The sequence below is a fragment of the Ensifer sp. GW821-FHT05G01 genome, assembly GCF_059419585.1.
Genome location: NZ_JBWKSC010000002.1, coordinates 562,464 through 586,257, shown reverse-complemented (window position 1 = coordinate 586,257; position 23,794 = coordinate 562,464). Strand labels below are relative to the sequence as shown.

Sequence of the window (23,794 nt, the reverse complement as noted above, 5' to 3'; positions counted from 1 at the left end):
GGACGTCACGCCGGCGCTAGGAAGAGCGAGGAAAATCCGCTTGCGGGGTAGATGGCGCGGACCGGATCGGCGCCGGGATGCAGTGCAAAAGGGCCGAGACCACTGAGCAATTCGTCGAGAACGACGTTCAACTGCATCCTCGCCAATTGCGCTCCCGGACAGACATGGATGCCCGCGCCATACAGCAGGTTGTGCGACTGGTCGCGTTCTGGACGGAACTGATCTGCCTCGGCAAAAATTTCGCCATCACGGTTGGCTGCTGCCCACATCACGGTTATGCGCTCTCCTGCACCGAGTGTTCTTCCCCCTACCTTCACCTGCCTGGTGGCGACGCGCCGGTTGGAGATCAGCGGCCCGTGAAGCCGCAAGATCTCGTCGATTACCTGAGGGATCTGGTTCCGATCGCGGCGAAGCAGGGTCTGAGTATCAAGACGCCCGGCGAGGAAATGCAGGATTATGCCGACGCAGGCGGCAATGGTCCCAAGTTCACCCACCGTCCAGTTACGTAGGATGCTGACGATCTCAGAATGTTTGAGCCTTCGCCCCTTGACGGTCTGACGAAGCAGGCAGGTGGATAGATCGTCGCTGGCGGCATTGCCGGCGCGCTCGCGCAACTCCAGCTGCGAGCGAATATGGCCGTCGAATTCAAGGGCGACGGTCGCCATGGCGTCGGTATCGCGGGCGTGTGTCGCCGCACGATTCCTGTAGATCCATCGCAGCAAGGGCGCATGCAGACTTTGGGGCCAACCGAGAAAGCCGCACTGGATACGCACAGCGTACGGCTCAGCGAAATCCCGGATGACGTCGCATGACGGGTTTGTGCCGAGATAGTCCACAAGCTCGCGCGCAATTTGGCGGAACACGGGCTCGAACGCGTCGATGCGCTCCGGCGCGAAGTAGGGTTCTATCATCGCGCGATAGAGCGTGTGCTCCGGCGGGTCCATCCCGTTTGGAACCGATGGATGGCGCGAAACGAGATTGCTGAAGGTCTCATGATCGCCAAGCACCTGCAGGACGTCCTGGTGACGGAAGAGAGACCATCCCAGATAGTCGCTGTGGGCGACCGGACATTCTTCGCGCATTTGGTCGTAGGCGCGGATCTGGTTTTGCTGGACCTGCGGGCTGCGCGGATCCCAATCCTGCGCAGGACATGGGCTTGGCCGATCCGTTTGGTAGGGCTTCCGATTATCCGTCGCCATTTGTCGCGTCCATGTTGAGCTGGCGACAACCAACACACGAGACGGGCGCGAAACTCTTTGTCCTTACTCAAAGAAATCTGAGCCAGGCCCTTTGATCCGTAAGAAATCGACGCCCAGGGACGATCCCCTCAGCGCATAGTCGATATTTGAATCCGGGATACCGAACCGAACTCGGTTGCCTCCCGCTAAACGAAGACCATGATCGCGGCATAACCTATGGCAATCAATATGAGCCCAGCGATAAGCATAGGCATCAAGCTGCTGCCGCCTAAATCTCTTCCGCTCACATGTTCGCCGGAGAACACCAAAGGTTTGCGCGTTTCATTCGTGTCCATATCGCCCTCGCTTATTGTGGTAAATCATATACCACTTTATTGCTTATGCGACATGACAAATTATCGCAGCACCCAACACCGCACCGAGGGGAATTCGCCCGCTTTTTGGGCACACCTCGGACAGCCTGATCGTGTTGGGACGCGGCATGCTTGCATCCCGGCTCCGCCTGTGTCCGGCTTGCCAAACAGGCGATCCTAAAACTCTTGGAACACGGCAGTTTCGCTGCGCCCCGGCAGGCATGAAATCAGCCATGAAATGAGGCTGCGACGCTAGCGCACTTTCGGCCGCACGAGACTTGCGATAAAAGTGGTATCTAAAATGCAGCTTCACGAGCCTGCGGGGAGATGACTGAATGCGCATGACGCTTCACACGGACTACGCTTTGCGCATGCTGATCTACGTGGCCACACGACCCGACAAAATGTGTACCGTCAACGAAGTTGCCTCAGCTTATGACCTTTCGCGCAATCACCTGCTCAAGGTGGCGCAGACGCTGCGAGATCTCGGCCTCGTGGAGACGACGCGCGGGCGCTCCGGCGGGATCCGCCTCGCCAAGGTGCCGGAAGAAATCGCAGTCGGCGCCCTGGTACGGGCAACAGAGGAGGAGTTCTTGCTCGCCGAATGCATGCAGGCTGGAGGTCGAGCCTGCGCGATCTCGCCGGCCTGCCGGCTCAAGGGCATGCTTCACGAGGCGCTCGGCGCTTTCCTTGCGGTTCTCGACAAATACACGCTTGCCGACATTGTCGAGAACCGCGCCTCGCTCGGCCCGCTGCTCGGGATCGACACCGCGGCGGTACACCAAGCCAAGGAGGCCAAGGGAGAACAGGAATGCTATCGGAACTGACGGCTGCGGGCCCACTGGCCCTGCTTTTGCCGGCTCTCGCCGCGCGCAGCATCGCGAGCCAATTCCTCGGCCCCATGGTCGTCTTCCCCCCGCTCGGTCACGGCACCTTGCAAAACTACAGGACAATCCGATGAAAGGCAGACCCGCCCCGGAACGCACCATTGTCATCGATGGCAAGCCCCTGCCGGAAGTGCTTGATGAAGCAATGGTCCACGCCGTCGTGCACGGCTTCTACGGCGAGGTCCGCAAGGACGACCTTCTCGGACCAATCTTCAATGGGCATATCGCGCCGAAGGACTGGCCGGCGCATCTGGCCACGATGTGCGACTTCTGGTCTGCAACGCTTTTGCGCACCGATCGCTACGCGGGCCGCCCGCTACCACCTCACCTTGCCATACCAGGACTCCAGGAGCAGCATTTCCGTCGCTGGCTAACGCACTTCCGCACCGCCGTTGAGCGAACCTGCCCAGCGGACGTGTCCGAACTCTTCCTGGACCGGGCGTTGCGCATCGCCCATTCCTTCCGCCTCGCCATTGCTTTCAACCGCGGTGAAGATTCCATGGCAGTAACGCCGATCTGGAAAGAGGCACTATGAGGCTCAATCAGGTAGCAAAGACCACCGAAAGCGGCTTACACATCTGAATTGCAAACGGAATTTTGGGGTCGGGAACAGGTTCCCACGTTTCCGCTGGTCCGCGCAGCTCCGTGCTACCGGCTGATGTCCAACAGGTGGACGACATTCCGACCGCCAGGTGAGTTACCGCAGCCATACTTACCAGGTGCTTGCCAGGGCCCTGTCTCACCCGACGTCACGCTATCTGGGCGGGTACTGCAGCCCAAAAAGCCGCCGGATCTGATCTGAAAAGACTAAGTCGGCGCGATTCCCATCACTAACCGCATTCACCTTCAACAAGATGGTATTTGCCAGTCACGTCTTGCAGAATTAGCAAGCGATCCCTCACCTCGGCGAGGCGGGGCTTTCCTCTGCACTGTGGCCGTCGAACGCGCTTCCAACAGGCAAATACCCCGCCAAGCGCCGATCGGATCTTCCGGCCAAGTCCAAATTCGATCCGTCGCGCAAGTTACGCAGCGTCCAAACGAACATATGCTTGGCGCGCAAGGCTGCCACGACACTACAGCTCTGGCAATTGAACCCGCGACCGACTATATGTCCGCCATCCAAAACTATCGGAGATTTATCATGTTGTCGCAGCGTAAGCTTGCGAGCCAGTTCCAGCCGCGTTTCGTTCTTCAGCTTTGGAACGCGATGCTTCGGGTCCAGACCCGCGAAACAGCTTCCCTCTTCGGTCAGCGCAACCGCTAAAGCGCTATTCCAGTCCTTGTCCGGCCTAGCCTATCTTGGTGGCGCTGGATGAGGACTGATCGAGGCTTCGCTCATCCGGCCGGAAAAAGAATGGCGACTTTAAGCCCACGCCCACCCGCTCCGTCGCCAAGGGACGTTTGTGCGCCATAAAGCGCTGCAATTTCCTCGACGATCGGCAGGCCGAGCCCCGTTCCCGGAGCCTCGCTGGCGCCGCGATGAAACCGTCTGAGCACGCTTTCGCGCAGTTCCGGCCTGATGCCCGGCCCGTTGTCTTCGACTTCCAGAGACACGAAACCTTCGTTTTCGCTGACGCGCGTCGTCACCTCGGCGCCGCGCCCGGCGTAGAGCAACGCATTGCCGATGAGGTTCTTCAGCATCTCGCCGACGAGCAAGGGTTCGACACGGACGAAGGCTTCGCCCTCGCCGTCGAAGCCGAGATCGATGCCGGCGTCTCCAGCGGCCGGCACATGCTCGGCGGTGATGCCGCGCGTCAGCTCGACCAGGTCTATTCGCTCGAGCTTGCGGGCCTCGTCCTTGCCGGCAGCATCGATCTTTGCCATCAGCAGCAATTGCGCCAGAATGCGCTCGGCGTTCGCCACGGCTTCGTCGGCCTTCTTCACCGCTATCTTTGTGTCCTCGATCGACCCGGCGCGCAGCGCGAGCGCCAGCTGCGTGCGGATGATCGCGAGCGGCGTGCGCAGCTGATGGCTGGCATTGCCGGTGAAATTGCGCAGCGCATCGAGCGCCGACTGTAAGCGCCCCATGAACGAGTTGACGGTATCGACCAGTCCCTGGACTTCGTTCGGCACCCGTTCGCCGATCGGATGCAGATCGTCGGGGCTGCGCTCGGCGATCGCGTCGCCCAAGCGATAGAGCGGCCTTAGAGAGAAGGTAACCGCAATCCAGACGATGAGCGCGGCACCGGCAATCATCAGGCCAAGGCGCAAAGCGGAGCGAACGAGGATGGTCTGCGCCAGCTGCCGGCGCGCGATCGTCGTTTCGGCAACGGTCACGACGAAGGGAACCGAGTTGATGCCGGTCGAGGCCGAACGGCGAAGTGCCGCGATGCGGATTGGCTCGCCGCGGAACGAGGCGTCGGCAAAGCTCGTCGAGCTACCCGGAACCTCGTCAAGGGAAGGAAGCGTCTGGTAACCGGTGATGAATTGCCCCGGCGGGCCATCGACACGGTAGAAGACGCGGTCCTGCGCCGCCGAGGTCAGCATCTCCAGCGCCACATAGGGAATGTCGACCTCGAGCGACCCATCCTCGGCGACGACCACCCGCTCGGCGATCGCCAGAGCCGAGCCGGCAAGAACACGGTCCGACACGACGTTGGCTGTCGCGACAGCCTCGCGATAGGTATCCATCAATGCGATGACGCCGATGACGGCAGTGGAGATCAACAGCCAGCCGAGCAGCCTTCGGCGAAGGGAGTAGACCGCCGCCTTCATTCGGGGCCGGCCGTCTTGTCGAGATAGTAGCCGATACCGCGCGCCGTTCTGACCGTTAACCCATGGGGCGCAAGCCGCTTCCTCAGGCGGCTGACATATTGCTCGATCGCATTCGGGCTGAGGTCGTCGTCGAAACCCGTCAGCGACTGCATGATCGCCTCCTTGGCGACGACCTTGCCGGCCCGCATGAACAGGAGTTCGAGCAGACCGAGCTCCCGCGCCGGGATTTCGATCGGCACGCCGCCGGAAGAAAAGCTGCGCGCGTTGAGATCGAGCGACACATTGCCATAGCTCACCGTTGATGCCCGCAAGCCCGCCTGCCTTCGAAGCAGCACGCGCACGCGCGCTTCGAACTCGCCGATATCGAACGGCTTGATCATGTAATCGTCAGCGCCAAGATCGAGGCCCTTCACGCGCTCCTCCGGCGTGCCCCGTGCCGTCAGGATCAGGACGGCAGCGCTGTTCTGCCGGGCACGCATCGCCCTCAAGACATCGAGCCCGTCCATCTCGGGCAGGTTGAGGTCAAGGATCACCAGATCAAATGTCTCAGCGGCGGCAACCGCGTGAGCCGATGCGCCATCGCTGACGACATCCACGGCATAGCCGCTACCGCGCAGGATGGCCGACAGGCCCTCGGCTAGGACCTGATTGTCTTCAACAAGCAATATGCGCAATTGTCTTTACTCCCCGCTCCACTCTATCCGCCGTCGGCTTGCTTGTGAACGGTGGCGCGCTGAGGCATTGTGGATTTATGCGGTACTTGATTTCTTTTCTCTTTTTCGCTCTCTGTCCCCGGCTGCTTCTGGCCGCACCGGTCATTTTCCCGGCAGTTTCGGGCGCCTCGGATGCCCGGACGCTGGTCGTCTATTCCTCGCTCGACGAGCCTCTCGCCAAACCAATGATCCTCGGCTTTCAACAAGCCAATCCGGATGTTGCCGTGCGTTATGAGGATATGCTGACGGGTGAGATCTACGACCGTATCGTCAAGGAAACCGACGCGGGGCTGAAGACCGCGGACTTCGCCTTCTCGTCCGCAATGGATCTGCAAGTCAAGCTCAGCAACGACGGCTATGCCCAGCGCAGCGACATGCCGATGAGCGGTCGCTGGCCGGCCTGGGCCAATTGGCGCAACACGGCCTACGCGCTCACCTTCGAGCCGGCTGTCTTCGTCTACCACAAGCCGAGCTTTATCAGGGAAGCCCCGCCCTCCACCCGCGCCGAGTTCGTTGCCTACCTCAAGCGCCAGGGCGCCGATGTCTTCGGCCGGATCGGCACCTATGACATCGAACGCTCCGGCGTCGGCTTTCTCTTCATGTCGCGCGACCAGGAACAGTTCGACGATATCTGGGATGTCATCCAGGCCATGGGCGCTGCCGGCGTCAAACTCTATTCGACCAGCCAGGCCATTCTGGAGCGTGTCGCCGACGGACGATTCGTGCTCGGCTACAACATCCTCGGCTCCTACGCTGCCGATTGGGCAAAACGCCACCCGGACGTCGGCATCGTGCTGCCAAAGGACTACACAGTCGTGATGTCGCGGATCGGCCTCGTGCCGCAGGCGTCCGCCTCTCCCGACCTCGGTCGCCGATACCTGGAATTCTTCATGTCGAAGGAAGGCCAGACGATCATGGCGCGGCAATTGCAGATCCCAGCCGTCAGCCCCGATGTCGCCGGAGAAAACACCGCCAACACGATGCAGGAAATGCTTGGCGCGCAGTTGCGCCCCGTGCCCGTCAGCCCCGGGTTGATGGTCTATCTCGACCAGGTGAAGCGGTCCCGGTTGATCGCCCGCTGGAACGAGGTTCTGCGGCTCCATTAGCACCAGCGTTTTGCACTGGTGAAATCTGTTTCATTGCTCCCTCCGCCCTCGGGTCGCTCAAACATCCCTGATGACGATGGACGGTCGTGCGTTGGCATGCAGCCGCTGGAACAGGCGGAACGCAGTCCACCGGGAGAGGTTGGGTGCCTAGGAGCCAACTACGGCACCCTTGGACTTTCGGCGCGGCTTCGGCCCGTCGTCTTCAACGTCGGAGAGATCGCTTCTACGTCAATTCACGAAAGCCGCAGGGCTGCAAGAGAAAAGTCCTACCCTATAACTCTGGCAGTGCCTCGAAGGGATCGAGTGCTCGAACGCCTAACGGTCCAAAATGACGCAGATTACGTGTCAAAACAGTCAAGCCATGCACTTGGGCTGTGGCAGCTATCGCTATATCCTCGAAACCCGGCTGATGGGCACGAACATCATCTAGAATCTGTCCGGCCGCATGCGCGCATCGCAGATCGAACGGCAGCAGCTTCTGCGCGTACAGAAACTCTATGCTTTCCCACCAATCATTTAGCCGCTGCGCCTTGGTGGTGGCACCTTCTCGTTCCGCCTTGGCAATCCCAGATTTTACCTCGGCCGCCGAAATAACAGATAAGAATAGTTGCGAACTGGCTTTGTCGAGCCATTCGACAAGCTGCTCGGAACTTTGACGTTTGGACGGGGCAAGCGCAGATATCACGTTCGTATCAACCAGAAACATCAGAAATCAATCATCCGGCTCGGCTTGTCACCGCGCAGTGGGATATCGTCCTCATCACCTGGATAGGAAGCTAGGAGCCGTCCGAAACTCGGAACGTTTTTCAGCTTTTCATACTCCACGAACGAAAGCACTACTGCTTCCTTTCTGCCGTGCCGTGTGATGATCGCAGGATTGCCCTGAACCGCCTGATCGACAACAGCAGAAAGCGTTGCCTTGGCATCTTTGAGCTGGATCTCTTTCATGTCGGCCTCCAAATAATGACTACAGTAGTCATATAGCCGCATCGACGCTCCCGAGCAAGAGCCAAACGGCTTAGAGACGCCTTTCGCTTCAGATTTGAGGCCAAAGCGCGCAGCCGCATTCTTCACTTCACGAGCGGGCGGCACGCTCATCCAATTGCCGTCGCCCCTTTCCTCACGCGAGTCATAGACCGGATCGGAACGGGACTCGCAACGGCGGCGCTGGGTCTGCAGGAAGGCCAGACGATCATGCCGCGGCAACCCGTCGTCAGCTCAGATGTCGCCGGCGAAAACACCGCCAACACCATGCTGGAAATGCTCGGTGACCAATCGCATTCGGCGCCCGTCGCTGATGGTCCACCGATCGGGTCAAGCGGTCACGGCTCATTGCCCGCTGGAACGAGGTCCTGCGGCTCCCATTAGCCGCAACATTTCGACACCGAAAGTCGCGGGTCTCTGGCGGCAGGGTACAACCGCAAACATCGCCGGCAACCATGGACGGTCGCGCATCAGCGCAAGCCGTTCATTCCAGGCCCGGAATTCCGCCGATCCGCTCAGCCAGATCGTCGACGAGCAACCGCACCCGGGCAATGCCTGCACGCTCGGGCGCGATCAGCATGCTCAACGGCACGGATGGCAGAAGATATTCCGGCAGGACGGGCACCAACTGGCCGGCGGCAAGCAGATCGTCGACGAGCCAACGGTGAGCCGGGGCGATCCCGCGGCCGGCGACGAGCGCCTCGCGCACCGCCAACCCATGGTCCACGCGCAGACGCCCATGGAAAGGCACCCTATGCCGTTCGCCACTCTTGCCGTGAAGCTCCAGCAGGTCGCTGCCTGCCACATTCGACATGCGAATGCCCTCATGGTCCGACAAATCCCTGGGAACGATCGGCGTTCCACGTTTGGCGAGATAGTCCGGCGCGGCAACAAGCAGACGCCGGCTTTGGCCTAGTGCCCGCAATTTCATGGAGCTGTCGGTCAGCGGCCCTAGACGCAGCGCGATATCGATCCCCTCGCGCACAAGATCGATGCGCTCGTCCGTCAGGTTGAGATCGACGCCGATATCCGGGTAGCGCTCCTGAAAGGCAAAGATCAACCGCGTGGCGTGCAGCACGCCGAAAGCCGCAGTTGAGGACACCCGGATCGTCCCGGCCGAGGCGCCACGGGTGCCGCGGGCCTCATCGGCGGCCTGCTCCACCAGGCGCAGAATCTGGATGCTGTTGGCATAGTATTGGCTGCCCTCGTCCGTCATGGTCACGCGACGGGTCGTGCGGCTGACGAGAGGCACGCCAAGCGCCTGTTCCAGTTCACGCAACTGCCGCGTGACTGTCGACTGTCCAACGCCTAGCTCCCGCGCGACGGCCGACAGGCTGCCGCGCTCGGCAACACGAACGAAGGTCCTGATACGTTCGAGCGTGATGTCTGATTTATCCATTTTCCGGCACAATCATATCCATTGCGAAGATCTAGTGCAGCATTGCGATGCTGTCTACATCGGGGGTCGGTTTCTCATCACAGGAATGCTGATCATGAAAGTCTTGCTTGTTTTCGCCCATCCGGAGCCGCGTTCACTCAACGGATCTCTTCGCGACGTCGCCATCCGTGAACTGGAGGTCCAGGGGCACGAAGTCAGGGTTTCCGACCTTTACGCCGACAATTGGAAATCCGAAATCGATCGGCCCGACTTCCCGTCTCTTGACGACAAAACGCCGTTTCAACCGAGCCGGGCCTCCAAAGCCGCCTTTGCAGCCGGCCAGCTGACCGAGGATGTGAAGGCTGAACACGAGAAGCTGCTATGGGCGGATACGCTCATCCTGCAGTTTCCGCTCTGGTGGTACACGATGCCGGCGATCCTGAAAGGCTGGGTCGATCGGGTCTATGCCTATGGATTTGCCTACGGCGTCGGTGAGCACAGTGACGCCCATTGGGGCGATCGGTTTGGCGAGGGCACGTTCAAGGGTAAGCGGGCGATGCTGATCGTCACCACGGGCGGCTGGCAGGAGCACTACTCGGCGCGCGGCGTCAACGGACCGATCGACGACCTCCTGTTCCCCATCAACCACGGCATCCTCTACTACCCCGGATATGATGTGCTGCCGCCCTTCGTCGCCTACCGGGTCGATCGCATCGACGAAGCCAGCTTCGACCGTCTTGCAGAAAACCTGCGCGAGAGGATGCGAACCCTCTCGACCACACCACCCATTCCGTACCGGCGCCAGAACGGCGGCGACTATCTGATCCCGAGCCTGGAACTGCGCCCTGGGGTAGGCGAGCCGGCAGCAACAGGCTTCGCCCTCCACGTCGATCGGCGAGATGCAGCCGAGTAGCCGTGCAGCATTGCGGGCGAAACTACCAGGCGGCTTCATCAGTTCTTGCGCATCGCCACCCATTCGTTTTCCGGCCTAAACGGTGGACGCCGGACGGAACTCCGGCCTCCAGCTTGTGGCGCCGGATGCCGACACGCCACGTTGTATTCCAGCGAGGATGCCGGATTAAGGACGCTGGCTGCTACTCAGGACAAGGAATTCGTCGGCTGTCTAAAGCTTGGCGTCGTCCCAGCCGGCGATCTCAGGCAACATCAATATCTGTCCTCGAAAAGTCATCGCCTTTGAACAGAAGCGGCATATTTTGGGACTTCGCACAAGCATAAGCAAAACAATCGCCGAAATTCAGCCTAGCCGGATGACCGACAAAGCGACCATAGTTGCGTGCCGCCTCAATTGCGGCGCGGTGCAGGGATCCGCTAATAGGCATTTCTTGGCCATCGATTGCTTCAAGGAATTGCGCAACAGTCTCCTGCGCCAGTTCGATGATATCCGGTGCCGTTGGGACCTGGTCGCCGTTGTGCGAGATGGAAATAATACGTGCCAGGCTGATCACCGCTTCGAACACAGAAAGTGACGAATAAAAGACTGGCGTCTTTGACATTTCGATTTTGGCAAGATGATAGCCAGCGTCTTCCTCGCCGACCAGCACCGCTACAATCACAGAGGCGTCCAGAAACATCAGAGTTCCCACATCTCGTCGGTGAAGCGCTTCATGTCGAAGTTGGGCTTCTTCGAACCCATACGCGCTCTGAACTTCTCTTGAATTTTCGCGACGCGCTCGCGTAGCGGCACTTCTTGCCGTATGCGATCGAGTTCATGCTGCAAAGCGCGCCGAACGGCCTCTGTCTTGTTAGGAGCCTTGGACAGCTTCTGGAGTTCGGAAGCGAGATCGTCGACTGTGTCGTCACGAATATAGAGTGCCATGGCCTTTCCTTGAATATGCAGCAAGGGATATTGGAATATTCTATTATGAATATTCAAACATCACAAGACTGAACAGTTTTACAGCGCCCCATAAAACGAAGATCTGAGCTCGACCTACTTCCCCGCCGCGGCTCGCCTCTTGGTAGGTAAATGAGGCTCGAACATTCGCGATTCGCGTACCAGCCGCAAAAGGAAGGGACGCCTGCCCGATGGCGAGCCAATTTGCGCCGCGACCGGCACGCAAAGCTCTAAGATTTCGTAAACATCACGCTTCATTTCCCCATTGAGGGCTTGATGTCAGCTTAATGTCAGCTTTCTATGATGGCTTAGCAGTCGCTGGCGCCCCGTGGAGGCGGGCCCGCCGGTTGCGCACTGGGAGGAAGTCACCAATCCGGTCAGCGACAAGGGTCCTTTGGGCACCGTCGCGTCTTCCCGTTCGCACGCAGAAACAACGTGCGCGTGGAAAATCGCGCCTCATGGAGGACTGACCTTGAAACACTTTTTCCTGGCATCCATTCTCGCCGGCGCAATGGCGCTGCCGGCCTATGCGGCTGACTACACCATCATCGCTCCGGCAAATCCGGGCGGCGGCTGGGATCAGACGGCCCGCTCGCTCCAGACCGTCCTGCAGCAGGAAGGCATCTCCGGCAACGTTCAGGTCCAGAACGTACCGGGCGCCGGCGGCACCATCGGTCTCGCCCAGTTCGCAAGCCAGCAGAAGGGCAACCCGAACGCCCTGATCGTCGGCGGTTACGTCATGGTCGGCGCAATCCTGACCAACAAGTCGCCGGTCACCCTCAAGGACGTTACCCCGATCGCCCGCCTCACCGGCGAATTTGAAGCAATCGTCGTTCCGGCCGCTTCCGAGATCAAGACGATGGCCGACCTCGTTGCGGCCCTCAAAAAGGATCCGGGCGCCGTGTCCTGGGCTGGCGGCTCTGCCGGCGGTACCGACCACATCGCCGTTGGCCTGATCGCCAAGGCAGCGGGCGTCGACCCGACCAAGATCAACTACATCGCCTACTCCGGCGGCGGCGAAGCGCTTGCAGCCATCCTCGGCAGCCAGGTCACGGCCGGCATCTCCGGCTACGGCGAGTTCGAAGCCCAGGTCAAGGCTGGCACGCTGCGCCTGATCGCAGTTTCGAGCGGCGAGCGCCTCGCCGGCATCGACGCCCCGACGCTGAAGGAATCCGGCCTCGATGTCGTCGTTGAAAACTGGCGTATGGTTGCAGCCGCTCCGGGCCTCACCGACGAGCAGAAGGCAGCCGTTTCGGCCGACGTCGAGAAGCTTGCCAAGTCGGCCGGCTGGCAGGAGGTGCTCAAGACCAAGGGCTGGCAGGACAGCTACCTCTCTGGCGACGCTTTCGCCGCCCAGCTCGACAAGGACGTTGCGGCAACCGAAGGCGTCCTCAAGGACATTGGACTGGTGAAATGACCAAGGGGCTCAACCCTTCAACCACAACGCGTCGCCCGGATCGGGCGGCGCTCTTCATCGCGGCCGTGCTCGCCGCTATCGCTGGCCTCATTTTCTGGGACGTGTCGCGCCTTTCCGGCGCTGCCGGTTACTCCCAGGTCGGACCGACGACGGTCCCCTATGCCATCGCATGCTGCCTCGCGGGCCTTGCGGTCTGGACCGTCTTTGCCGCATTCCGCAACGATTTCCCCGAGCGTGAGCACCAGGAAATCTCGCCGGTCATCTGGATCGTCGCCGGGCTTGCAGCGCAGATGCTGCTCTTGAACGTCGCAGGCTTTTCGATCGCCACCGGCATTCTGTTTGCGCTCACCGCGCGCGGCTTCGGTAAACGCAAGCTCTGGTTCTCGCTGCCAGTCGGTATTGCGCTCTGTTTTGCCGTCTGGGTGATTTTCGCCAAGCTCCTGCAGTTGTCGCTGCCCGCAGGGCCGCTTGAACACCTGTTCTTCTAAGAGGGCCGTCGACCATGGCTACTTTTGAATTCCTGTTGCAGGGACTGTGGGTTGCTGCCCAGCCGATGAACCTGCTCTACGCGCTGATCGGAGTAACGCTCGGCACCGCCGTCGGCGTTCTTCCCGGCATCGGCCCGGCCCTGACCGTGGCACTTCTGCTGCCCGTCACCTACCAGCTTGACCCCGCCGGTTCGCTGATCATGTTCGCCGGCATCTATTACGGCGGCATGTATGGCGGCTCGACCACGTCGATCCTGCTCAACACGCCGGGTGAAAGCGCCTCAATCGTCACCGCGCTCGAAGGCAACAAGATGGCCCGCGCCGGACGGGGCGGACCAGCGCTTGCCACCGCCGCCATCGGCTCGTTCGTTGCCGGCCTGATCGCGACGCTCGGCCTTGCCTTCATCGCGCCCTATATCGTCAAGCTCGCCTTGGTCTTCGGCCCGCGCGAATATTTCGCGCTGATGGTTCTCGCCTTCGTGACCGTGTCTTCGGCGTTCGGCGACAGCACCCTTCGCGGGTTGACCGCACTCTTCGTCGGTCTGGCGCTTTCCGTCGTCGGCATCGACCAACTGACCGGACAGGCGCGCCTCTCCTTCGGCGTGCCGGAACTGCTCGACGGCATCGAGGTCACGACACTTGCCGTGGCGATGTTCGCGATCGGCGAGACGCTGTTCATCGCCGCTCAGGGCGAAAAGGGCCCTGACAAGGTCGAGGCCGTGCGTGGCTCGATCTGGATGAGCAAGCTCGACTGGGCACGGTCGTGGAAGCCTTGGCTTCGCGGCACCTTCATCGGCTTCCCGATCGGCGCCATGCCGGCCGGCGGCGCCGAGATCGGCACGTTCCTGTCCTATGCGGCTGAAAAGCGCCTGGCGAAACACCCAGAAGAATTCGGCCATGGCGCCATCGAAGGCGTCGCCGGTCCGGAAGCCGCCAACAATGCTTCGGCCGCCGGCACGCTCGTCCCACTTCTGACGCTCGGCCTGCCGACAACGGCAACCGCCGCGATCATGCTCGCCGGCTTCCAGCAATACGGCCTGCAGCCTGGGCCTTTGTTGTTTGCGACCAACCCACAGCTCGTCTGGGGCCTGATCGCCAGCCTCTTGATTGCCAACTTCATGCTGCTGGTCCTAAACCTGCCGCTGATCGGCCTTTGGGTAAAGCTGCTGACCATTCCGAAGCCATGGCTTTATGCAGGCATTCTGATGTTTGCGACGCTCGGCACCATCGGCGCCAACCCGTCGGTCTACGAACTGGGCATGCTGCTCGCGTTCGGTCTGCTCGGCTATGCCATGCGCGTCTTCGGCTATCCGATCGCTCCTGTCGTCGTCGGCCTGATCCTCGGTCCGCTCGCCGAGCAGCAGCTCCGCCGGGCGCTGGCCATCAGCCAGGGTGACGTCAGCGTGCTCTTCACCTCGCCGATCGCGGCCGTGCTGCTGGTGATTGCGGCTGCCGCCCTGATCATCCCGCTGATCCTCAGGGCCCGCGGACGCGGTGAAGTGCTGGCACAGCTCGCAGCCAACGAAGACTAAACAGCCCTGCTGCGTCGCGCCTGTTCAGGGCCGGCGCGGCTAAGCTCGGACCTTCTGCGTGATCTTCCTTAAATCGAACCCGATTTGGGGAGTTATGCAGGAGCCTCCCAAGGCTCAAACAGCAGGCCCGGTCGACGGACAGTCGACCGGGCCTGCTTCCGTTGCATGGCTGGAGTGTCCAATTGTGCATTGCAAAAAGACCGTGGAAACCCCATCTTTTGCTCATCAGAGAGAAAACGAAAGCGAGCAAAGAGATGGCTACCACAACTTACCGCAAGGGTTTCATCGGCCGCGCATTCGCAGTTCTCGGCGCCGCTAGCGCTGCTGCCGCTGCTGTCGAAGGCCACCGCCGCCCGAAGGCAAGCGACCTGCGCACCCTGGGTATCGACCCGGCCAATTTCCCGGATGCAGGCCGCAGCTAACAGAGATTTCCAGCGCCCGTCATAACGACAGGGCGTCTATCCTCCCAAGGATGAGACGGCTCGGCATCGAGAGATGGCGGGCCGTTACGTTTTCTGCGTTTGGCCTTGCTAGCGCCCCGTGGCCGCGCGGACAAAGTCGCGCATGCGCTGCCGCAGAATGCGCCCCCATGGCACCTCTGCATCAATTGCGCGGTATCCCGCCTGCGTCAGCGAAAAGCGGACGCTACCGTCAATCTCTCGTCTCGTGATGTACTGCATGTTCAAGGCGCGAAAGACTGCCGCGTGAAGCTCCTGCGGCCAATCGATGTCGTCGGCCGGCACCCTGTGGGCGCCCGCTCGGTAAACCTCTTCCAAGACCCGCGTCAGATCGCTTGAAATCATCGACCGGTTATCTCCGGATAACGGTCGTTTGGCAATCTGTGTGGGCGCAATGGCCGGTTCCCCAACGCAAAAGGCCCCGGTGCGAGCGCACCGGGGCCTTCATTGAAAGCGTATGGTCGAGGCCGCTTACGCCTCAACGCGCGCCTGACCGTGGCTCACTTCGCCGTTGAGCTCCGCCTGGCGCTCCCGCTTGTTGTAGCGGATCGACGACCAGAGCGAGATACCGATCAGGGCAGCGCCGCCGAGGCCGGTGATCACTTCGGGGATATGCACCAGCGTCTGGAAGTACATCACCACCGAGAGGATGAGGATCGCGTAGAACGCGCCGTGTTCCAGGTAGCGGTACTCGCTGAGTGTGCCCTTCTCCACCAGCATGATCGTCATCGAGCGCACATACATGGCGCCGATGCCAAGACCGATGGCGATGATGAAGAGGTTCTGCGTCAGGGCGAATGCGCCGATAACACCGTCGAACGAGAAGCTCGCATCGAGCACTTCGAGGTAAAGGAACGCACCGAAGCCACCCTTTGCCGCGGCGTCCAGCGTCTGCTGCGACGCGTCGAGCAGCCCGCCGATCACCTCGACGGCGAGGAAGGTCAGGAGGCCGTAGATGCCGGAGTAAACGAAGGTATGGGCGTCGGCGGGCTCCAGCAGCCTCGAGAATCCGAGGATGAGCGCCAACACGAAGGCAATTTCAATGCCCTTGATCGTGGCAAAGCGCGCCATCTTGCTCTCGACCCAGGAGATCCAGTGCACGTCCTTCTCATGGTCGAAGAAGTAGGTGAGGCCAACCATCATCAGGAAGGTGCCGCCGAAGGCCGCGATCGGAAGATGCGCATCGTTCATGATGCGGGCATATTCTTCCGGCTTGGTCGCCGCCAGCATGATGGCGTCGATCGGGCCGATGCTTGCCGCGATAACGACGATGAGCAGCGGAAAGACGATGCGCATGCCGAAGACGGCGATGATGATACCCCAGGTCAGGAAGCGATGCTGCCATTCCGGGGTCATGTCCTTCAGCTTGTTGGCATTGACGATCGCGTTGTCGAAGGACAGTGAGATTTCGAGGACCGCCAACACGGTGCAGATGAAGAAGACGGTCGCCATGCCACCGATCGTGCCGGTGGACTGCCAGCCGAGCCAGGCGCCGAGCACCAGGCCGACCACAGTGACGATGAAGGCCCACTTGAAGTAGCCGAGCGAGCTTGCGTGCGTGTGAGGCTGTGTCATCGACGTGCCTCCTTCGAGCGCACGACGCCCGGTTCCGAGAAGAAGTGGGGTTTTGAAACGAAAACACGCACGGCCGAAAGGGCACATGCGTTAGGCATGAGATCAGTTTTCATGGTAGCTAATCCGCCGGCTAATTTGCTGGCGGTACCGACATCACGAGAGCGCCGTAAAAACTCTCGCCAGAGGGGCCCGGCACCAGTGTTCATCCCGCGGTCCGATGTCTGGTCGGCGAGATCATCCCATAACTAGCAGCGCCGCACGTAACGTCAAGAGGCAACGCCACCTCTCCCAGGCCGATCTGGCATTCCACGATTGAATTCCTCGATGCAAGTTGGAGGCGGCTCCAGACGGATTCATTCGTAAAACTTATGGTCCCATACGCAGAGCGCGATGGATCGGCGCGACGGAATGTGCAAAAGGCACGGGAACCACGTTTGAAAGCCACTCCGATGACCATCATAGCCACCTCTGCCACCGCGCCGAACGCCGCTCGGACGGGCGTCATCGTCATGCTTTTGGGCATGCTGATGTTTTCGCTCAACGACGTCATGGGCAAATGGCTGGTGGCAACTTACTCCGTCAGCCAGTTGATGGTCATCCGCAGCATCGCAGCATTGCTCGTGCTTTCGCCGTTCATCCTCAAGCGCGGCCTGCGGTCGATGTTGCAGGTCGAGCGGCCGTGGCTCCAGGCGCTGCGCTCGCTGCTTTTTGCCGTGGACGCATCGGCCTTCTATTTCGCCGTCGCCTATATGCCGCTCGCCGACACCATGACCTATTGGCTGGCAGCGCCGATCTATGTTGCCGCCGCCTCGCCGTTCCTGCTTGGCGAAAAGGTCGGTTGGAGACGGTGGACGGCGATCCTCATCGGCTTTGCCGGCGTGGTGATCGCGCTTGAGCCTTCGAAGGACACGTTCAGCCTGCCGGCCCTGATCGCGCTTGTCGGCAGTGCCGCCTTCGCCTTTGCGCTGATGCTGGGGCGGACACTGCGCTCAACGCCTGATACGACACTGGTGTTCTGGCAGGTCATCGGCGCGCTCGTCTTTTCACTCGTCGGCGTTGCCGCCAATCCGACCGGCTGGGCGCCCGTCGATGGCGAAGCCGTCCTTCAGCTTGGCATGCTCGGCATCGTCGCGATGCTCGCGCACATCCTGGTAAACCGCGCGCTGAAGCTCGCCGACGCGGCGACGGTGGTTCCACTGCAATACACGCTGCTGCTTTGGGCCGTCGTCTTCGGCTGGTTCTTCTTCGGCGACATGCCGCGCCCGACCGTCATTATCGGCGCCGCCCTGATCGTCGCCTCGGGCCTGTTCATCTTTTTCCGCGAGCAGCAGTTGAAAAGACACGCCCGAAAAATCTGACAGCGCACTGACGATCGTTACTTTGAGGGGAAGGGTTCCATCCTTCTTCCTGCTCTGATACCCCGCACCCGTCTCAACTCTGAAGGAGGCTCACATGGCCAAGGCAATCCACTCGATGATCCGTGTGCTTGACGAGCAGAAGTCGCTGGACTTCTACAGAGTGGCGTTCGGGCTCGATATCGCCGAGCGGCTCGATTTCGAAACCTTCACGCTCGTCTACCTTGCGAATGAAGAGAGTGAATTCGAGCTCGAGCTGACGATCAACAAGGATCGCACCGAGCCCTATATGCTCGGCGACGGCTATGGCCACCTTGCTTTATCGGTGAGCGACCTCGACAATGAACACAGGCGACTGACCGAGGCTGGACTAAACCCGAACAAGATCGTCGAGTTCAATCGCGACGGTGCGCTCCTGGCGCGGTTCTTCTTCATCACCGATCCCGATGGCTACAAGATCGAAGTGCTGCAGCGCTACGGACGCTACAAGTGATCGCCTGACGGCGATCACAATCAATCGAAACAATACCGATTATCGCGCCTATCTATTTCGCTTATAGGACGACCGGACATACTGTTCTCCGGAAGCATCAAGAATGATGCGCCAACAAGGGGAACGACGATGAAAAAACAGATTGCAGCGATCACGCTGGCTGTCATGGCAACGGCAAGTTCGGCCGGCGCCGCCGACAAGATCAAGATCGGCACCGAAGGCGCCTATCCGCCTTTCAACTTCATCGATTCGGCCGGCAAGATCGGCGGCTTCGATGTTGATATCGGGCTGGCGCTTTGCGAGCGCATGAAGGCGGAGTGCGAGGTTGTCGCGCAGGATTGGGACGGCATCATCCCCGGTCTTCTCGCCAAGAAATACGACCTCATCATCGCCTCGATGTTCATCACCGAGGACCGCAAGAAACAGGTCGCCTTCACCAATCCCTACTATCTTGCAGCGATGACGCATGTAGCGCCAAAGGGCGCCGGCATCACCACGTTTACCAACGAGGCCCTCAAGGGCAAGGTGATAGGCGCGCAGTCGGGTACCACGCAGGCCGACTTCATCACCGCCACCTATCCGGACGCTGAGATCAAGCTCTACCCGACACAGGACGAAGCCAACCTCGATATGGTCAACGGCCGTCTCGATCTTCAGGTCGGCGACATGCTGCCGCTTCTGGATTGGGTGACGAAGAACGATGACGGCAAGGCCTGCTGCGAAATCATCGGCGAGCCGATCACCGACAAGAAGTTCGTCGGCGAAGGCGTCGGCATTGCCGTGCGTCAGGACGACAACGAACTGCGCGAAAAGCTCAACAAGGCCCTCGACGAAATCCGCGCCGACGGCACCTACAAGAAGATCAACGACAAGTACTTCACTGTCGACGTCTACACGATGAAGTAAGACAGACCCACTGCGACCGGCCGCCGTCACGGCGGCCGGCCTAAGCTTTGGGACGCCAGAGGAGCAGACGAAACTCGTCATCGTCCTGCTCGGCCGCTTCGACAAAGTCGCACCGCTGGAAGCAGGCAAGACTCGCGACATTACTTATTTCGATATGCGCATGAAGCTCCGCGAAGATCCCGCCCGGCCCCCGCAAGAAGGCGAACAGAATCCGTTTCCCGTAGCCGTTCCCTCGCAAATCCGGCCGCACCGCCAATTCGATATGCCCGACGCCGACCTCATCCCGGTCGACCTGAATCTCGGCAAGCATCACTCCATCAGGGGCAACCACGGCCCAGCACTGCGCATTGTCACTTCCTGTGACATGCGCGAACCAGTCGTCGGTCGGATAGTCGATGAAGCCGGCTAACTCCGCATCGGCAAACCATGAGCGGTAAGTTTCTAGGTCCGCACCCGTGAGAAGCCGAAAGGTGATCTCAGACGTCGAGAAATCCCTCATCATGACACGCGCCCCTCCCCTTCCGGTTTACGATGACCGGGCGCTGCTTGGCGTTGGAACAACCATCTTGTCACCTCTCTCGTCCCTGACGCCCTTAATCGGCTCGACCACAACTTAAGAGAGCAGTATTCATAACGCGTAAATGCTATCGGCAACACAGGGGTTGCGTTCGCCTCAGAGTGAGATTCAGCGCGTGATGCCTCGCCGCCACGACCAATTCAGTTCACTCCAGGAAACGCCCACATCGGCTCGGCGGCATTTGCCAAGCATGGGTCTGGTTTTGAGCTGTCGACGACGAGCCGAGGAGCAGACACGCTCGGCCGGAAACAACGCAACCAACACCGACGGCATCATTCCTGTGCAGATTGCGGCCGGCCTCTCGTCGGCATGGACAGAATCGGTGTGAATGGTTCCTCCCAAGAGGCTTCGCGCGACCGGCACCGTCTTCGATCGAGCCACAGCGATGACGAGAGTGAATTATCGATGGAACATAAGTACCCGGCGCGTTTCGTTTTAACGGGCGATGTCGATTGGGCGTCGGAATACTGCATCGAAAGCTACGTCGACACCGCAAGTGCCCATGGCATCGTCCCGTCACTCTTCGTTACCCACCGATCGAAGATGCTGGAACGCTTCGCCGAGGAGGGCAAGGTCGAACTCGGCATACATCCGAACTTCCTCGCGGGAACAACACACGGCAGTACGATCGACGAGATTTTCGATCATGTGCTGGCTCTCGTCCCCAATCCCGTAGCCCTGCGCTGCCACGCGTTCTTCGACAACAGTCACGTGGCAATGGCAGCTTCACGTCGCGGCATTCGCCTCGACAGCAACATCTGCTGTCACCTGCAGGAGAACATTACAGTTCTCAAACACTGGAATGGCGTCGATCGATTGCCGGTCTTCTTCGAGGACGATGTTCATTGGCTGCTCGGGCTGGACTGGGACTTTGCCGCCCATCGAAAGACCTTCGAAAGTGCCGGCTTGAAGATCCTGAATTTCCATCCGTTCATGTGGGCGCTGAACATTCCCGATACCGACTATTATCTCCGCCACAAACAGCACATTGCGACCCTGACGAAAGAACAGGCCGACGCGATGCGACATCCAGGCTCCGGCAGCGCGTCATTCTTGGCGCAGGCGATCGAATGGGTGCAAAAAACCGGCGGTCGCTTCGTCCGCCTGTCCGAACTTCCCTTTGATGCTCAAGCAAGGATCGACCCATGAAACTGTCTGAGATATTCCGTGACGGCACGGTATCAGTCGTTCGAGACGCCGAAGTTTCCGGTTTCGCACCGCTCTCTCTGGGAGGAGAAGGTTCACTGCATTACTATGCCGACACCCGCTTCGTACGGCAATTCGCATCCTTGACCGGAAGGCGCAACATCCTGACGACGGCGGAACTTCAGGATGCCATACCCGAGACCCACGGCCTTGCCGTCTGCGAGAACCCGCGCGAAGCCTTTCTGCGCGCCTACATGATCCACGGCCAAGCCGTCGAGGCTCGAGCGCCGTTCGCGAGCAGAATTTCTCCAACCGCAAAGATCCACCCGCGCGCGCATATATCCGATACATCCGTCATCATCGGCGACGACGTCATCGTCGATGCTAACGCGGTGATCCACGAGCGCGTCGAGATCGAAGACGGTGTGCGGATCGGCGCGGGTTCGGTAATCGGCGGCGACGGCTTCGAGGTCGGGATCATCGACGGTCGCCAGATCGTCCTGCCCCATTATGGTCGCGTGCTCATCCGGCGCGGTGCCGTCGTCAAGACCAACACCAGCGTCGATTGGGGAATCTACGGCGGTGACACGGAAATTGGCGCCAACAGCGTCGTCGATAACCTGGTGCACGTCGCTCACAACGTTCGCATCGGCGAAGGGTGCCAGATTATCGCCTGCTGCCTGCTCGGCGGCTCGGCCATCATCGAGGATGGCGCTCGGATCGGACCGAATGCCACGATTTCGAACGGTCTGCGCATCGGGCGGGGCGCGAGGGTGACGCTGGGAGCTGTCGTCACGCGCGACGTTCCCGATGGCGGTCACGTAACCGGCAACTTCGCCGTCCCACATGAGCGCTTCCTTGAGCAACTCCGGCAATCGCGCTAGCACATTCGCGCCCCGGCCACGCTCCCGCTTGCACAATCGGAAGTGCTATTGCTCCACTCCGTCGGCAACCACGACGTCCCCAGCAATACACGCCGGCGTTCCCCATGCCTTCTTTCCGGCAGGAATATCGCTGTTGACGAAGGACATTGCACCGATGACCGCGCCATCGCCGATCGTCACGCCCTTGGCGATTATGGCGTTCGGGCCGATATACACGCCGTGGCCGATGCGCGTCGGCGCATAAGCGATCGGTGCCTGGCCGAGCGTAACGCTCCTTCGGACCGTGTCATGCGAGTAGATCTGGACGCCGGCCGAGAGGGAGCAATGGTCGCCGATCATCAGGCCGCCGGATCCATCGAGGATGGTGTTCGGACCAATCCAGGTGTGTGCGCCGACTTTTACATCGCCGAGGATCAAAACATTGTCGTAACAGGACGTTCCCTCACCGAAGCCGTACTCACGTGCATTCTCCCAACGATCGGTAAGGAGATCCCCGAGGGAAACGCGTCGCTTGAACTTTTCAAGCTTCTCCTTCTGCAAAGCAGCTTGCAGCACTCTCAGAGCATTCAACACCGGGCTTCCCCTCCGCAATCCGCAATTCGCGCACCCTAATTTTTCCCTCAAGGAAACAACAGACAAGATTGCGCGCCAGTGCGGGTTATACCCACGTCAGGCCCAAGCAAGCTTTCCTCGCAATATGAACCTACGCGGTTGCTTGAGAGGAATCAGCATGATCAGGGTCGCATTGTGCGGGATGGGGTATTGGGGACGAAATCTTTTTCGGGTGCTATCAAGCAACCCTGGCATTGAACTCGCCGCCGTTGTCGATCCGAAACCGGACCTAGCCGAAAAACTGCGCCAGTCGCATCCAAGCATCGTGGTCCATGCCGACGCTAGCGAAGTCATGGCCGACCCAACAATCGATGCCGTTGTCATCGCGACACCGGTGTCTTCGCATTACGATCTGGCGCGAGCGGCTCTGGAGGCACGCAAGCATGTCATGGTCGAGAAGCCGATGTGCGCGTCGAGTGCCGAGGCAAGCGACCTTGTCGCACGGGCGGAGGCCTACGGACTGACTCTGATGGTCGATCACACTTTCCTATTCCATCCGGCGGTGCTGAAGCTGGCGGATCTCGTTCATTCCGGCGCGCTCGGCCACGTCTCCTACTTCGACTCCCAGCGCATCAATCTAGGGCTCTTCCAGCCGGATGTGAACGTTCTCTGGGATCTGGCGCCACATGATCTGTCGATCCTCGATTTCCTCTTCGGCATTGAACCTGTCGATGTCGAGGCCAGCGGGTATTGCCACGTCAATGAGGGTTCGCCTGACATCAGCTATCTGACGCTGCACTATCCCAATTCGATGGTGGCTCATCTCAATCTGAGCTGGATGTCGCCGGTAAAGCTTCGCCGGGTCGCTATCGGAGGCAGCGAACAGATGGTCGTCTGGGACGATCTCAATCGCGACGAGCCGCTGAAAATTTACGATTCCGGCATCACTTTCCATTCGAAGCAGGAGCGGGATCTTATCCTGCCGAACTACCGCATCGGATCCGTTTCCTCACCGCGGCTTGCAACGTCCGAGCCGCTTGTCGATGTCATCGAACACTTCCGGCAATCCGTCACGAAGCAAGTCACCTGCAAGACAGATGGGCGCCTTGGGCTTCGCGTCGTGCGGGCTCTGGAGCGCGCGCAAGCCGCACTTGATCTCAGCCTTCGTCGCGTCCGCGGGTTCATGCCCGCCTCCATCAACGCAGTAGCCGCGGAATAAAC

27 protein-coding genes are annotated in these 23,794 nt (G+C 60.3%); 15 read left to right on the top strand and 12 right to left on the bottom strand.

The window, feature by feature from the left end:
- Positions 1 to 5 precede the first annotated feature (5 nt).
- Both AC07UR_RS08465 and AC07UR_RS08460 read right to left on the bottom strand, forming a co-directional pair.
- Entirely contained in the window at positions 6 to 1,199 is a 1,194-nt protein-coding gene (locus tag AC07UR_RS08465; protein WP_209789643.1) for a cytochrome P450, read from the bottom strand.
- A 185-nt stretch (positions 1,200 to 1,384) separates the two neighbouring features.
- Positions 1,385 to 1,534, bottom strand: a complete 150-nt coding sequence (locus AC07UR_RS08460; protein ID WP_209789642.1) for a hypothetical protein — start codon at positions 1,532 to 1,534, stop codon at positions 1,385 to 1,387.
- A 353-nt stretch (positions 1,535 to 1,887) separates the two neighbouring features.
- On the opposite strand from AC07UR_RS08460, the gene AC07UR_RS08455 reads away from it, so the two are divergent.
- The 3 genes from AC07UR_RS08455 (at position 1,888) to AC07UR_RS08445 (ending at position 3,703) form a co-directional block, all read left to right on the top strand.
- Positions 1,888 to 2,379: an Rrf2 family transcriptional regulator gene (locus tag AC07UR_RS08455; protein ID WP_209789641.1), complete on the top strand. Its 492-nt coding sequence runs from the start codon at positions 1,888 to 1,890 to the stop codon at positions 2,377 to 2,379.
- Positions 2,380 to 2,509: 130 nt separating this feature from the next.
- Positions 2,510 to 2,974, top strand: coding sequence for a group III truncated hemoglobin (locus AC07UR_RS08450; protein ID WP_173421904.1), 465 nt, complete (start codon positions 2,510 to 2,512; stop codon positions 2,972 to 2,974).
- 606 nt (positions 2,975 to 3,580) lie between these two features.
- The gene (locus AC07UR_RS08445; RefSeq protein WP_268833711.1) at positions 3,581 to 3,703 is read left to right on the top strand and encodes a hypothetical protein; all 123 of its coding nucleotides are present in this window, start codon (positions 3,581 to 3,583) and stop codon (positions 3,701 to 3,703) included.
- Between the two features lie 71 nt (positions 3,704 to 3,774).
- Here the strand turns inward: AC07UR_RS08445 and AC07UR_RS08440 are convergent, their stop codons facing one another.
- Both AC07UR_RS08440 and AC07UR_RS08435 read right to left on the bottom strand, forming a co-directional pair.
- Positions 3,775 to 5,154 (bottom strand): sensor histidine kinase, encoded by a 1,380-nt coding sequence (locus tag AC07UR_RS08440; protein WP_209789640.1) that lies wholly within the window; start codon positions 5,152 to 5,154, stop codon positions 3,775 to 3,777.
- Entirely contained in the window at positions 5,151 to 5,828 is a 678-nt protein-coding gene (locus tag AC07UR_RS08435) for a response regulator (RefSeq protein ID WP_209789639.1), read from the bottom strand. The genes AC07UR_RS08440 and AC07UR_RS08435 overlap by 4 nt, the downstream gene beginning before the upstream one ends.
- 77 nt (positions 5,829 to 5,905) lie before the next feature.
- On the opposite strand from AC07UR_RS08435, the gene AC07UR_RS08430 reads away from it, so the two are divergent.
- Entirely contained in the window at positions 5,906 to 6,973 is a 1,068-nt protein-coding gene (locus AC07UR_RS08430; RefSeq protein WP_209789638.1) for an ABC transporter substrate-binding protein, read from the top strand.
- Positions 6,974 to 7,244: 271 nt separating this feature from the next.
- Here AC07UR_RS08430 and AC07UR_RS08425 read toward each other — a convergent pair whose 3' ends face one another.
- The 3 genes from AC07UR_RS08425 to AC07UR_RS08415 form a co-directional block, all read right to left on the bottom strand.
- On the bottom strand, positions 7,245 to 7,679 hold the full coding sequence (locus tag AC07UR_RS08425; protein WP_209789637.1) for a type II toxin-antitoxin system VapC family toxin: 435 nt from the start codon (positions 7,677 to 7,679) through the stop codon (positions 7,245 to 7,247).
- A complete protein-coding gene (locus AC07UR_RS08420) occupies positions 7,679 to 7,921 on the bottom strand; it encodes a type II toxin-antitoxin system Phd/YefM family antitoxin (protein ID WP_209789742.1) in 243 nt (80 codons plus the stop codon). The genes AC07UR_RS08425 and AC07UR_RS08420 overlap by 1 nt, the downstream gene beginning before the upstream one ends.
- Before the next feature lie 520 nt (positions 7,922 to 8,441).
- Entirely contained in the window at positions 8,442 to 9,356 is a 915-nt protein-coding gene (locus AC07UR_RS08415; RefSeq protein WP_209789636.1) for a LysR family transcriptional regulator, read from the bottom strand.
- Between the two features lie 94 nt (positions 9,357 to 9,450).
- Between AC07UR_RS08415 and AC07UR_RS08410 the strand changes: the two genes are divergently transcribed.
- Positions 9,451 to 10,248, top strand: coding sequence for an NAD(P)H-dependent oxidoreductase (locus tag AC07UR_RS08410; protein WP_209789635.1), 798 nt, complete (start codon positions 9,451 to 9,453; stop codon positions 10,246 to 10,248).
- A gap of 241 nt (positions 10,249 to 10,489) precedes the next feature.
- On the opposite strand, the gene AC07UR_RS08405 is transcribed toward AC07UR_RS08410, so the two are convergent.
- Positions 10,490 to 10,927: a type II toxin-antitoxin system VapC family toxin gene (locus AC07UR_RS08405; protein ID WP_209789634.1), complete on the bottom strand. Its 438-nt coding sequence runs from the start codon at positions 10,925 to 10,927 to the stop codon at positions 10,490 to 10,492.
- On the bottom strand, positions 10,927 to 11,172 hold the full coding sequence (locus AC07UR_RS08400) for a type II toxin-antitoxin system VapB family antitoxin (protein ID WP_173421895.1): 246 nt from the start codon (positions 11,170 to 11,172) through the stop codon (positions 10,927 to 10,929). Before AC07UR_RS08400 ends, AC07UR_RS08405 begins: the two co-directional genes overlap by 1 nt.
- Before the next feature lie 490 nt (positions 11,173 to 11,662).
- Here AC07UR_RS08400 and AC07UR_RS08395 point away from each other — a divergent pair, with 490 nt between their 5' ends.
- From AC07UR_RS08395 to AC07UR_RS08380, 4 genes are all read left to right on the top strand, one after another.
- The gene (locus AC07UR_RS08395; protein ID WP_173421894.1) at positions 11,663 to 12,607 is read left to right on the top strand and encodes a Bug family tripartite tricarboxylate transporter substrate binding protein; all 945 of its coding nucleotides are present in this window, start codon (positions 11,663 to 11,665) and stop codon (positions 12,605 to 12,607) included.
- Positions 12,604 to 13,095: a tripartite tricarboxylate transporter TctB family protein gene (locus AC07UR_RS08390; protein WP_173421893.1), complete on the top strand. Its 492-nt coding sequence runs from the start codon at positions 12,604 to 12,606 to the stop codon at positions 13,093 to 13,095. Before AC07UR_RS08395 ends, AC07UR_RS08390 begins: the two co-directional genes overlap by 4 nt.
- 14 nt (positions 13,096 to 13,109) lie before the next feature.
- Positions 13,110 to 14,627: a tripartite tricarboxylate transporter permease gene (locus tag AC07UR_RS08385; protein WP_173421892.1), complete on the top strand. Its 1,518-nt coding sequence runs from the start codon at positions 13,110 to 13,112 to the stop codon at positions 14,625 to 14,627.
- Positions 14,628 to 14,881: 254 nt separating this feature from the next.
- A complete protein-coding gene (locus AC07UR_RS08380) occupies positions 14,882 to 15,049 on the top strand; it encodes a hypothetical protein (protein ID WP_173421891.1) in 168 nt (55 codons plus the stop codon).
- Positions 15,050 to 15,556: 507 nt separating this feature from the next.
- On the opposite strand, the gene AC07UR_RS08375 is transcribed toward AC07UR_RS08380, so the two are convergent.
- Positions 15,557 to 16,660 (bottom strand): DUF475 domain-containing protein, encoded by a 1,104-nt coding sequence (locus AC07UR_RS08375; protein ID WP_209789633.1) that lies wholly within the window; start codon positions 16,658 to 16,660, stop codon positions 15,557 to 15,559.
- Positions 16,661 to 17,109: 449 nt separating this feature from the next.
- Between AC07UR_RS08375 and AC07UR_RS08370 the strand changes: the two genes are divergently transcribed.
- The 3 genes from AC07UR_RS08370 to AC07UR_RS08360 all read left to right on the top strand — a co-directional run bounded on the left by AC07UR_RS08370 (position 17,110) and on the right by AC07UR_RS08360 (position 19,414).
- Complete coding sequence (locus AC07UR_RS08370; protein WP_209789632.1) at positions 17,110 to 18,018, top strand: DMT family transporter; 909 nt, start codon at positions 17,110 to 17,112, stop codon at positions 18,016 to 18,018.
- Between the two features lie 94 nt (positions 18,019 to 18,112).
- Entirely contained in the window at positions 18,113 to 18,508 is a 396-nt protein-coding gene (locus tag AC07UR_RS08365; protein ID WP_209789631.1) for a VOC family protein, read from the top strand.
- 129 nt (positions 18,509 to 18,637) lie between these two features.
- Positions 18,638 to 19,414, top strand: coding sequence for an ABC transporter substrate-binding protein (locus AC07UR_RS08360; RefSeq protein WP_209789630.1), 777 nt, complete (start codon positions 18,638 to 18,640; stop codon positions 19,412 to 19,414).
- 40 nt (positions 19,415 to 19,454) lie between these two features.
- On the opposite strand, the gene AC07UR_RS08355 is transcribed toward AC07UR_RS08360, so the two are convergent.
- A complete protein-coding gene (locus AC07UR_RS08355; RefSeq protein ID WP_209789629.1) occupies positions 19,455 to 19,916 on the bottom strand; it encodes a GNAT family N-acetyltransferase in 462 nt (153 codons plus the stop codon).
- Positions 19,917 to 20,396: 480 nt separating this feature from the next.
- On the opposite strand from AC07UR_RS08355, the gene AC07UR_RS08350 reads away from it, so the two are divergent.
- On the top strand, positions 20,397 to 21,140 hold the full coding sequence (locus AC07UR_RS08350; protein WP_494700025.1) for a polysaccharide deacetylase WbmS family protein: 744 nt from the start codon (positions 20,397 to 20,399) through the stop codon (positions 21,138 to 21,140).
- The gene (locus AC07UR_RS08345; RefSeq protein WP_209789627.1) at positions 21,137 to 22,021 is read left to right on the top strand and encodes a DapH/DapD/GlmU-related protein; all 885 of its coding nucleotides are present in this window, start codon (positions 21,137 to 21,139) and stop codon (positions 22,019 to 22,021) included. Before AC07UR_RS08350 ends, AC07UR_RS08345 begins: the two co-directional genes overlap by 4 nt.
- A 45-nt stretch (positions 22,022 to 22,066) precedes the next feature.
- Here AC07UR_RS08345 and AC07UR_RS08340 read toward each other — a convergent pair whose 3' ends face one another.
- Positions 22,067 to 22,561 (bottom strand): acyltransferase, encoded by a 495-nt coding sequence (locus tag AC07UR_RS08340; protein ID WP_234941694.1) that lies wholly within the window; start codon positions 22,559 to 22,561, stop codon positions 22,067 to 22,069.
- On the opposite strand from AC07UR_RS08340, the gene AC07UR_RS08335 reads away from it, so the two are divergent.
- Positions 22,533 to 23,792 carry a Gfo/Idh/MocA family protein gene (locus tag AC07UR_RS08335; protein WP_234941693.1) on the top strand — a complete coding sequence of 420 codons (1,260 nt, stop codon included), beginning with the start codon at positions 22,533 to 22,535 and terminating at the stop codon, positions 23,790 to 23,792. The two genes, AC07UR_RS08340 and AC07UR_RS08335, sit on opposite strands and share 29 nt — an antisense overlap.
- Positions 23,793 to 23,794 lie beyond the last annotated feature (2 nt).